13 protein-coding genes are annotated in these 11363 nt (G+C 32.0%); 10 read left to right on the forward strand and 3 right to left on the reverse strand.

The genetic code is table 11. The features are described from left to right. Positions 1–36: 36 nt before the first annotated feature. Positions 37–438: a VOC family protein gene (locus PBV87_RS15025; protein WP_271012779.1), complete on the reverse strand. Its 402-nt coding sequence runs from the start codon at positions 436–438 to the stop codon at positions 37–39. Positions 439–498: 60 nt separating this feature from the next. Next, positions 499–1848 carry an MATE family efflux transporter gene (locus PBV87_RS15030; RefSeq protein WP_271012780.1) on the reverse strand — a complete coding sequence of 450 codons (1350 nt, stop codon included), beginning with the start codon at positions 1846–1848 and terminating at the stop codon, positions 499–501. Positions 1849–1990: 142 nt separating this feature from the next. Between PBV87_RS15030 and greA the strand changes: the two genes are divergently transcribed. From greA to PBV87_RS15075, 9 genes are all read left to right on the forward strand, one after another. After that, positions 1991–2455 carry a transcription elongation factor GreA gene (gene greA, locus PBV87_RS15035; protein WP_053982349.1) on the forward strand — a complete coding sequence of 155 codons (465 nt, stop codon included), beginning with the start codon at positions 1991–1993 and terminating at the stop codon, positions 2453–2455. A gap of 29 nt (positions 2456–2484) precedes the next feature. Beyond that, the gene (locus tag PBV87_RS15040; RefSeq protein WP_271012781.1) at positions 2485–3597 is read left to right on the forward strand and encodes a CapA family protein; all 1113 of its coding nucleotides are present in this window, start codon (positions 2485–2487) and stop codon (positions 3595–3597) included. A gap of 59 nt (positions 3598–3656) precedes the next feature. Continuing rightward, a complete protein-coding gene (locus PBV87_RS15045) occupies positions 3657–5111 on the forward strand; it encodes an aminotransferase class I/II-fold pyridoxal phosphate-dependent enzyme (protein WP_053982348.1) in 1455 nt (484 codons plus the stop codon). Positions 5112–5146: 35 nt separating this feature from the next. Further along, a complete protein-coding gene (locus tag PBV87_RS15050; protein WP_053982347.1) occupies positions 5147–5593 on the forward strand; it encodes a YaaR family protein in 447 nt (148 codons plus the stop codon). 67 nt (positions 5594–5660) lie between these two features. Continuing rightward, positions 5661–6644, forward strand: a complete 984-nt coding sequence (gene holB / locus PBV87_RS15055; RefSeq protein WP_271012782.1) for a DNA polymerase III subunit delta' — start codon at positions 5661–5663, stop codon at positions 6642–6644. Next, complete coding sequence (locus PBV87_RS15060; protein ID WP_053982345.1) at positions 6641–7543, forward strand: PSP1 domain-containing protein; 903 nt, start codon at positions 6641–6643, stop codon at positions 7541–7543. Before holB ends, PBV87_RS15060 begins: the two co-directional genes overlap by 4 nt. After that, positions 7521–8273, forward strand: coding sequence for a tRNA1(Val) (adenine(37)-N6)-methyltransferase (locus tag PBV87_RS15065; protein WP_330373642.1), 753 nt, complete (start codon positions 7521–7523; stop codon positions 8271–8273). The genes PBV87_RS15060 and PBV87_RS15065 overlap by 23 nt, the downstream gene beginning before the upstream one ends. 43 nt (positions 8274–8316) lie before the next feature. Continuing rightward, positions 8317–9165, forward strand: coding sequence for a 16S rRNA (cytidine(1402)-2'-O)-methyltransferase (gene rsmI, locus PBV87_RS15070; protein ID WP_053982343.1), 849 nt, complete (start codon positions 8317–8319; stop codon positions 9163–9165). A 22-nt stretch (positions 9166–9187) separates the two neighbouring features. After that, positions 9188–9562 (forward strand): hypothetical protein, encoded by a 375-nt coding sequence (locus PBV87_RS15075; RefSeq protein WP_053982342.1) that lies wholly within the window; start codon positions 9188–9190, stop codon positions 9560–9562. Between the two features lie 20 nt (positions 9563–9582). Here the strand turns inward: PBV87_RS15075 and PBV87_RS15080 are convergent, their stop codons facing one another. Continuing rightward, positions 9583–9996, reverse strand: a complete 414-nt coding sequence (locus PBV87_RS15080; RefSeq protein ID WP_053982341.1) for a hypothetical protein — start codon at positions 9994–9996, stop codon at positions 9583–9585. 393 nt (positions 9997–10389) lie between these two features. Here PBV87_RS15080 and PBV87_RS15085 point away from each other — a divergent pair, with 393 nt between their 5' ends. Then, complete coding sequence (locus PBV87_RS15085) at positions 10390–11040, forward strand: deoxynucleoside kinase (RefSeq protein WP_271012783.1); 651 nt, start codon at positions 10390–10392, stop codon at positions 11038–11040. Positions 11041–11363 lie beyond the last annotated feature (323 nt).

Consider the following 11363-nt stretch of genomic DNA (forward strand, 5'->3'; position numbering starts at 1 on the left):
GTATTACCTCTTCTTTATTAGAATCACTTATATAATTTAGAGTTCGGCTATATCTCTTAGTTCAATAATAGTACCTTCAGGAGCAATTACCTTACTAAGTGCTGAGCCTTCAACCTCATAGATCTCATTATTATTTTTAAGTTTGAAATGCTTATATCCTAGATCGAGTATTCTCTTTACTTCTTGTTGAACATCTTCTACTAAGAAGCACATATGAACAAGTCCCTTAGATTTAGAATTAATGTCTATTAATAGATCTTCTTTTTTGCCTGTTTGAAGTTCTATCATAAAACCATCTTGTTCAATCCAAGTATTATATGCTCTATTGTGAAAATCTTTTGTTTCTTGAATTACTTTAAAACCTAAAATATGAGTATAAAAATCTAGTGATGCTTTATAATTATTTGTTTGTATACAGACGTGATGTATTTTTCTCATAGTTTACCTTTCTGGATTGAATCAGTCTTTTTCTAGTATATGAAATAATACAATATAAATTTATGATATTTCAACTTGTTTAGATTTATGACGCATGTAGCTATAGGCCATTACACCAGCTAAGATAAAAATAGAACCAATATCAGAGAGTGGCTGGGCATAGAAAATTCCTTCTACACCTATAAAAGGTGGCAGAACAATAGAAAATAAAATTTGTAATACAAAACTTCTTCCAAGGGAGACAATATTTGATTCTATATTACGATGAATAGATTGATAGTAAGCACCCATTGTATAAACAATCCCTATACAAGGAGAACCTAAGCAGAAAATAACTATTCGCTTATATGCAAGTGGCAGTAACGAGGAATCAATACCAAATAATTTAATAAAGTACTCACCATAACTTATTAGGCAAAGAAGTAGGAGTACTCCAATGATAATACTTGCAATAAGTGTAATTTGCAGAAGCCTATGCATACGTTTAGTAGAATCAGCACCATAATGATAGCCAATTAGAGGCTGCATACCTTGAGAAATACCTACACATAGTTGAATATATAGAGAGATAGTATAACCTGCTACAGAGAAGATAGCAATATCAGCAGTATTCCCATAGAGGTAGAGTATCTTATTCTGTACAAGGATAACAATTCCTATAGATAGTTGAATCATAAAAGAAACAAATCCAACTTTAATAACTTCAATAAGAAGAGATTTATCTATCACAAAGTATTTTTTATGGAATTTAATATGAGATTTTCCAGACAGAAAATACCATAGACCAATAATGGTAGAGAAAATGACACCAGCACCTGTTGCAAGAGCAGCACCTTTGGTTCCCCAACCAAGTTCAATAACAAAAAGCCAATCCAATATAATATTACCTATAGCACCAGCACCTACCATAATCATAGACAGATGAGGATTACCATCTGCACGTACTAATGGATTAAGAGCATTTGCCAATAGATAAGGAATAGCCATCATATAAATTACTAAAAAGTAATCTTTAGTATACTGATAGGTATCTCCATTAGCACCTAGAAATTTTACAATGGGATCAGCAATGATAAAGCCTAAAATCATAAGGATAACCCCTACAATTAATAGAGATTTCATAACAGTTCCCAATAGTTGTTCAGCCTTTTCTTGTTTATGTTGACCTATATAAATAGAGATTAGACTACTTGCTCCTGCTCCAAAGAGTAAGCCAATCCCTAAAATAATAGTAACAGCAGGCCAAGCTAAGTTAACGCCAGCAAGTCCTGCCTCTCCAGCTCCTTGGCCTACAAAAATACCATCAACCATAGTATATACAGTGCTTAAAATAACACCAATGACGGAAGCAGAGACAAATTTTGTCCAAACCTTAAGGAGATTACCATTTAAAATAAAATCTAAATTCAAATTTTTCACCTCTTTTTATTGTCCAGAATACATATTAAGCTATTATATAGTAAGATTTCCTAGAAAGTAAAGTAGATTCAAATAACTAGTGGTATAATAGAAAGTAAGAAAAGTAAAATTATCCATATATAAGGAGGGCGTTATGAGAAACTTTTTAAGCCAAGAAGATATTGAAGAAATGAAAAAAGAGATAGAGTTTCGTAAGGTAGTAGAACGTAAAAGGCTTATTGAAGATGTTAAAGAAGCTAGAGCTCATGGAGATTTAAGCGAAAACTTTGAGTATAAAGCGGCAAAAAGAGAAAGAGGAAAAAATGAATCTCGTATTAGATATTTAGAGCGTATGATTAAGACAGGAAAGGTTATATCTACAGAGAGTAATGAAGGGGAAGTAGGTATTAACAATAATGTCAAAATTAGATTTTTAGATGATAACTTTGAACAAGTATTTAATATAGTAACAACAATGAAGACTGATGCAGTAAATAGTAAAATAAGCATAGAGTCTCCATTAGGAAAAGCATTATTTAAGAAAAAAGTGGGTGAAATTATTCAAGTAGATGCACCTGAAGGAAGCTATGAAGTAGAAATTTTAGAAGTTATAGATTAAGTGAATCACAAGCTAAGGGGGAAATAGCAGTGAAAAAAGGAATCGTAAGTATTGTATTATTAGGTACAATGATGATGACACAAACTAACATCTATGGTGCAGAAATTAAAAACTTTATGGATTTAAATAATAAAATAATAGAGCAAAAACAAAGGATTGCAAATCAAAAAGAGATAATAGATAAGGAAAAAAAGTTGGCAGAAGAACAGCTTAAATTAGAAGAAAATAATAAGATTACAATAAGTTTTGCAGGAGATTGTACATTAGGGACTTATTATGGGCAAGGTGAATGGAATAGATTTGATAAGATAGCAGAAAAAAACGGATATGAGTATTTCTTTAAAAACGTAAAGCCTTATTTTGAAAAAGATGATTTAACAGTAGTTAACTTAGAAGGACCACTAACAACAGGTGGACAACGAGCGCAAAAGCAATTTGCTATTAAGGGAGAGCCTAGTTATACAGAGATATTAAAACAAGGAAGTATTGAAGCTGTGAGCCTTGCCAATAATCATACATCTGATTATGGTAATGAGGGAATGAAACAAACAAAGGATGCTCTAACTAAAGCAAATATTAACTATTTTATAGGGGATAAAATAAATTACCAAGAGATTAAACGTATTAAGATCGCTTTGATTGGTGAAACAGGGTGGGACAAGAGTAAGGGAACGAAGGATAGAATTAAAAAGCGTATTCAAGAAGCAAAAGCACAGGCAGATTTGGTATTTATTATGTTCCATTGGGGAATAGAACGTGAAAATTATCCTAATGATGTGCAAAAAGAATTAGCTTACCTAAGTATAGATGAAGGGGCTGATTTAGTATTAGGTTCACATCCTCATGTTATACAAGGGATAGAAACTTATAAAGGTAAAGATATCATTTATAGCTTTGGTAATTTTAGCTTTGGTGCCAATAAGAATCCAGATGATAAAGATACTTTTATCTATCAAGTTACCTATAAAAAGCAAAATGGAAATGTAGTATTAGATGGATCAAAGGTTATACCTTGTAGTATACCGTCTAGTAAAGAACGCAATACATATCAGCCTACTCCTTTATCAGGAACAGAAAAAGAGAGAGTGCAAAATCGATTAATCAAATATAGCAATAAATTTACAAAGTCATATTTTAATTAATACTAAGAAGACTTAACTAACATAAGCATAATTTTAGAATAAGAATAGGAAGAGTAAAGATGAGTAACTCAAATAATACACCTCTATATACAGCATTAATGGAATATAGCATGAAAAAGAAGCCATTTCATATGCCAGGACATAAACTAGGTAGTTTTGGAGATATGAAGCAAATTGATTTTACTGCTTTAGATGTAACAGAAGCAAATGGATTAGATAATCTTTATGAAGCAGAAGGAATCATCAAAGAGGCTATGGATAAAATGTGTACGTATTATGGCGCACAAAAGACTATTTTTCTAACCAATGGTTCTACATCAGGCATATTAACAAGCCTAATGGTACTATGTAAGCCAGGAGATGAAGTACTCATTGCAAGAAATTGTCATCATAGTGTATGGCATGCCTTAGTCCTTAGTGGCGCAATACCTATTTATATTCAACCAGAGTACGACGAATCACTAGGCCTCATGACTGTAATGAGTAAAGAAGTAATTCAAGAGGCATTGCAGCTCTATCCAAAGGTAAAAGGTGCTATTATTGTAAGTCCTACATATGAAGGTATTGTATCAGATATTAAAGATATAGCTAAAGTATTACATGAAGCAGGAAAAGCACTTATTGTAGATGAAGCACATGGAGCACATTTTGGTGTTAGTGTAGATTTCCCTATAAGTAGTGTAAAGTTAGGGGCAGATTTAGTCATACAAAGTATGCATAAAACAATGCCTACTCTTACTCAAAGTGCCTTATTACATCAAGGTACAGATCAGTTTTCTTATGAGCATTTAGTAAAGACACTTCGTATGGTACAAACAAGTAGTCCTTCATATGCTATGATGGCTATGATGGATTATGCAAGAGGATACATAGAAGAGCATCAAGATGAGATTGTTAAGCAGTATATTGAACCACTAAAAGAGATGAGAAGTAGGCTAGTAGCGTTACAACAACTGTATGTATTAGATATTCCGAGGGATCAATATGATATGAGTAAAATCATAGTATTTACTCATCGCACAAGTATAGATGGATATACTTTAGGGCAATACTTAGAAGAACGTTATAATATAGTAGTAGAAGCGAGTCTACCAAATTATGTTATTCTAATGACAACTGTAGCGGATCAAGTAAAGTCTTTAAGTGAATTAGAAAAGGCTTTAATAGATATAGATGATGAGCTTACCCTAAAACAAAATACAAATACTGCCGATTTATATTGTAGTGAACTCACACAAGTTATAAGTGAACTACCAAAAGTACAAAAAGGTGGCTATACACCAAGAGAAGTTTATTATGGAGATTATAAGTGGTGTGAGATAGATCATTGCCTGGGAAAAGTAACAGCTGAAACAATTATGTTTTATCCACCAGGTATTCCTATTCTTTATATGGGAGAGATTTTTAATGAGAAGCATATACAGCTTATTAGGACATATGCAGAGAGGCTAAAAGGAATTCAGTACAAGGGTAATAAAATCAATTGCAAAGTATTAGACATTCCATTAAAATAAAATAAAGCAGAAGAAGGGCTCAAAGGGGGATACAAATGGCTGATTTACAGATTAATCAAATACAATTACCACAGTTAAGAGAACTTGCAACAGGCCCTAACAACAAGATTGATAAAGGGTTTAAGTTTACTTTACTCAGCCATATTGAAGAAGGTGAGCTTCAGGATTCACTTAAAGTGATGATTGAACGTATCACAGAGCAAGGAAATAAATTATCAGAGCATATGGATATACGTGATATGAGACTTTATCGTAGTATGATCTCTGAGTTTATGAATGAAGTCGTTTCTAATTCCCATAAGTTTTCAAGAGAAAACTTTCTTGATAGAAGAGGAAGACATAGAGTATATGGTATTGTCAGATTAGTAAATGATAAAGTAGATGCATTAGCAACAGAACTACTAAAAGTAGAAAAAGATAAAATAGATATATTAGACCGTATTGGTGAAATACAAGGTCTATTACTAGACTTAGCAACTTAATGGACATAAAAGAGATGACGTAACGTTCGTGGCATACACGGACGTTTTTCTATAGAAAGGAAAAACTATGGACACATTTAACAAGATAATAGGACATGAAGATATAAAAAGATACTTTAATAAAGCTATAAAATCCGAGAAGGTATCCCATAGTTATATTTTTGAAGGGCCAGAAGGGGTAGGTAAGAAGAGTATAGCTCAAGCTGTAGCTAAATCGCTTTTATGCCAAGGTGAGGATAAACCCTGTGGCAAGTGTAGAGCATGCTTACTTTTAGAAGCAGGTAATCACCCTGACTTAATTTATGTTGAGAAAGATAACAAAACAACTAAGATTGATACAGTAAGAGAAAAATTAGTTAAGAATATGGATGTTAAGCCTTATCAAGGACCATATAAAATTATTGTTGTCACAGAAGCAGATACGCTTACTATAGAAGGACAAAACGCCATGTTAAAAACAATAGAAGAACCACCAAGTTATGGTATAGTTATCCTCATTACTCAGAATTTAGCAAAGCTCCTACCAACGATTAAATCAAGATGTATTCATTTAAGATTTAGTCCCTTACCTTACCAGGATATATTAGAGTATCTCGCCCCTTATCAATTAAGTGAGCGTCAAACAGAGATTTATGCTCAATTTGCAGAAGGAAGTATAGGTATAGCAAAGAAGTTAATAGAAGATGAAAGATTTTTGGAAGATAGAAAGAAGGGAGTAGACCTTCTACTCAAACTCCAAAAAGCAGATTTAATGAATATGTACGATTTAGTAAAAGTGATCTGTGATGAAAAAGAATTTATTAGTAGTATGCTTCATTTTTGGTTATTATGGTATAGAGATTTAGCAGTGTTAAAAGCTACTGGAAATGAGAATTTGTATTATTTGGATTATCAATTTCACTTACTCGACATGTCTTCTAAATTAACGTATAATACAATTGACAAGCATATTAAGCTTATCAAAAATGCACAAACACAAATTAATCAAAATATATACGCAACGTTTGTAATAGAAAATTTACTACTTAAATTAAAGGAGAAAAAGAAATGATAACTGTTATCGGCATTAGATTTCGAACAGCAGGTAAGGTTTATTATTTTGATCCTGAAGATAATGACTATGTTCAAGGAGAACATGTTATTGTTGAAACCGCAAGGGGGATTGAATACGGTGAAGTTATTCAAGGAAACCGTTCATTAAATGATGAAGAAGTAGTGTATCCTTTGAAGAAGGTTATTCGTAAAGCAACAGAAGAAGATACTAAAAAAGTTGCAGAGAATAAAGTTAAAGAAAAAGAAGCATTCTTTATCTGTAAGCAAAAAATTTTAAAACATAATTTAAATATGAAACTTATAGATGTAGAGTATACTTTTGATAATAATAAAATTCTCTTCTATTTTACTTCAGATGAACGTGTAGACTTTAGAGAACTAGTTAAAGACCTAGCTGCAGTATTTAGAACACGTATTGAACTTAGACAAATAGGTGTAAGAGATGAAACTAAAATGTGTGGAGGTATTGGAATTTGTGGAAGAGGCTTATGCTGTAATAAGTTCTTAAGTGACTTCCAACCAGTATCTATTAAGATGGCAAAAGATCAGAGTTTATCACTTAATCCTATTAAAATATCAGGAATTTGTGGACGTCTTATGTGTTGTCTTAAATATGAAGAAGATGTATATGTAGAAATTCGTGGTAGACTTCCAGAAGTAGGTGATCATGTAGAGACACCAGATGGGCGTGGAGAAGTACTTTCTGTAGCAGTTTTACGTGAACAAGTAAAAGTAGCAGTTAAGAAAAAAGATAAAGATGAAAAAGAAGCAGTGGTATACCCAGTATCAGAACTTAAAATCCTGACACGTAAGAAAAAATGTGGTGGAGGCTGTGGAGGCTGTGGTAGCAACGATGAGAAGGAGTTTGAGAACTTTGACTTTAGTAAACTCGAATGAGAGATTAGATGACTTAGATAGAAATGGATATAAAATCATTCAGAATCCCGAAGTATTTTGCTTCGGGATTGATGCTGTATTGTTAGCGCATTTTGCAAAAGTGACAAAAAGAGAGCAGCAAGTATTAGATATTGGAACAGGTACAGGAATTATTCCAATACTTATGCATGCCATCTATCAAAAGGGTAAGTATACAGGTATTGATATACAAGAAGAGATGGTAGAGATGGCAAATCGTTCTCTTCAGTTAAATGAACTAACAGAAGATATAAAAATCAAACATATAGATGTAAAAACAATCAAAGAACATTTTGATGGACATTCAGTAGATTTAGTTACAACAAATCCACCTTATATGAAGGGAACAAATGGATTAAAGAATGAGCATCCATCAAAGACTATTGCAAGGCATGAAGTACTTTGTACATTAGAAGATATTATTGCAGCAGCAGGCTACGTACTTAAAGTTAAGGGAAAACTTTGTATGATTCATAGGCCACAGAGGTTGGTAGATATTATTTGTGCTATGAGAGCAAACAAAATTGAACCTAAGAGGTTACGCATGGTTTATCCAAAACCAGGACAAGCACCAACAATGATCTTAATCGAAGGGATTAAAGGTGGTAACAGTGAAATGAGAGTAGAAAAACCACTGATTGTCTATAATGAAGATGGAACTCATACTGATGAAATATATGAGATTTATGGTAGGGAAAAGCCACAAGTATAGATAAATGAAAATCATTAGATACATTGTAAAAGAGGAGATAAAGATGGAAACATACGGAACACTAACTTTGTGTGCAACTCCTATTGGTAATCTTGAAGATATTACTTATCGTGTAGTACGTACACTAACAGAGGCTGATTTTATAGCAGCAGAAGATACAAGACACACTAAGAAGTTATTAAATCATTTTGAGATACACACAAAACTTATTAGTTATCATGAGCATAACAAAATGGAAAAAGGTCCAGAACTAATTGAAATCTTAAAATCAGGTAAAAATATTGCACTGGTAACAGATGCAGGAACACCAGGAATATCAGATCCAGGTGAAGATCTTGTACGACTTGCTATGGAAGCAGGAATTACAGTAACAAGTGGGCCAGGTGCAGTAGCAGGGATTACAGCCTTAATCCTATCAGGACAAAGTACAAGACGCTTTGTTTTTGAAGGCTTTCTACCAACAGATAAAAAGGAACGTAAATTTGTTTTAGAAAGTCTTAAAAATGAAACAAGAACAACCATTTTTTATGAGGCACCACATAGACTTATAAAAACCTTAGAAGCCCTTTATGAAGCAGTTGGAGATCGCTCTATTACAGTAACTAAAGAGCTTACTAAGAAATTTGAGTTCATTTATAAGACTACATTAAGTGGAGCTATTGATTATTTTAAAGAAGTAGAACCTAAAGGTGAATTTGTACTTGTTTTAGAAGGAAAAGATATAAAAGTTTTACAAGAAGAAGACCAAAAGGCTTGGGAAGAAATGTCTATTGAAGACCATTTACAAGTATATTTAGATAAAGGTCAAGACGAAAAATCGGCTATGAAACAGGTAGCTAAAGATAGAGGTGTTAGCAAAAGAGATATTTACGCTTATATTCATCAAAAATAAGCGGGCATTTAGGGGGATTACAATGTCTAGGAAAAATAGCCTTATTAATCCAGAGCATTTATTTATATGGTTTAGTATTTATATGATTACGGCTATACCTGCATATTATAAAATTTATCAGACTATACCTATTGCATTAGTTATTATACTTACACTAGAAGAGATAGCATCATATTATATATTAGATGAACGACTACTAGATGCTTATATGGATAGTGCTAAACATCAATCTAAATTACTTATGCTATTAATGGTGAGTGTGGTAGTAATAATAACAGGATATATTTGGTTATTATTTAATGAATGGAAGTTGTGTGCTTTAATGTTAGGAGCAGACATCATATGTTTTGGAATAAAAAAACTCATAGATATAAAGAAAAGCTCTAGAGGAATCTAGAGCTTTTTATATGTTTAGGATTATTCAGTGACTTTAGTGAAGCTATCAAATAGGTTTGTGTTTGCAACAACTTCATTAGATAAATCAATAGCAATTTCACCTTCTTCACTTATAAAGAAGATAAGATCTTCATCATGAATTACACCGAAGCTTAACGCTTCCCCATATGGAAAATGTGTAAGTAAATCTTGAACAGTATTTGATAAAGAAGTAATAACCATAGAAAATCCTTCTTTTGGTTCAAGAACAGCAAGTTCATCATCGATAGTATAAAGTTCTGTAGCTGTTAAAAATTCTGTTTTAAAGCTTTGAAGATTTTCATGACACTCATTTGGAAAATAAATACTTAGTTTATTACAATGAGGGAAACAAAATTTAAGTATGTCATTAAATGTATCTTGAGAGAATTCTGAGATATTTGCGTATAATTTCATATATTGAAAGCTCCTTATCTTAAGCAATAAAATACTTATTTATATTATACCCAATTCAAATTAAATAAGCAACGAAATGAAAAATAAGTAAAAAATACAATATATAAAATGAATATAATAGAAAATAGGATGTCAGATAGAAATTTAAAGTTAAAACTATATTAAATATAGAACCATAATATACATAGGAATATAAAGGGGAATATCCAAAATTATAATAGGTTTAATAAAGTATATAAAATAAAGAAATCAGTCTTAAGACTAGTAATGTATCGTAGCTTATAGTATCCTATGTAGTACATGCATTAGGAAAAAGGACTATATATAGTAGGTATCAATACTAATGGACATATATTAGACTTCGTAATAACAACTGAGAAAGGCACGGTGAATATGTTGATAGTAGTAGGTGGAATGATTGGGCTAGGAAAATCAAGTGTAGCAGAATTATTGGGAGAAGCATTAGGGAGCGATGTATTTTATGAAAGTGTAGATGATAACCCTATACTCCCACTTTTCTATACAGCATCTCCAGAAGAAATACAAGAAAAAAGGTATCCATTCTTATTACAACTTTATTTCTTAGATACACGTTTTAAAGCAATTAAACAAGCACTTGTTAAAAATGATAATGTATTAGATAGAAGTATCTATGAGGATTGGTATTTTGCAAAGAAAAATATGGAGTTAGGAAGAATTAATGAACTTGAAATGCAAGTTTATGAAAACCTACTACATAATATGATGGAAGAGCTAGAGGAACTACCTAAAAAAGCACCAGACCTTATGGTGTATCTAAAGGGATCATTCGAAACAGTTGTTGAACGTATTATGAAAAGGGGAAGAAGTTTCGAGTTAGATACAGAGCTTGTAGACTACTATAGATTCTTATGGGAAGGTTATGATGAATGGGTAATGCATCACTATGATGCATCTGAAGTACTTATTGTAAACATGGATGAGATAGATGTAGTAGAGAGAGATGAAGATAAACAACGTGTCATAGACATGGTTAAAGCAAGACTTAAAAAAGTAAGAGCATAAATTACATGAAATTAAAAGAGAGCTAGAACATATTTTCTAGCTCTCTTTTAATCTTTTAGAGGAATTTGAGTTTAAAAGAGTATTAAGCAGAAAAGAATAAAAGTAGAGAATGTAGTTAATAAATATATTAGATAACACTAATTAACAAAAAGAAATAAAAAAGATAAAAAAGCTGTTGACATATGTAGGTGAATCCCTTATACTAATATAAGTCAGCAGCGCACAGAAGCTACTGAGGAAGGCTACAGGCCTTGATAAATAAAGCAAAATGAACTTTGAAAATAAAATAGTAACCATTAAACCAGTCGATTCAAAAGTCACTT

This window comes from Holtiella tumoricola (genome assembly GCF_027857615.1).
GTDB lineage: Bacteria > Bacillota > Clostridia > Lachnospirales > Cellulosilyticaceae > Holtiella > Holtiella tumoricola.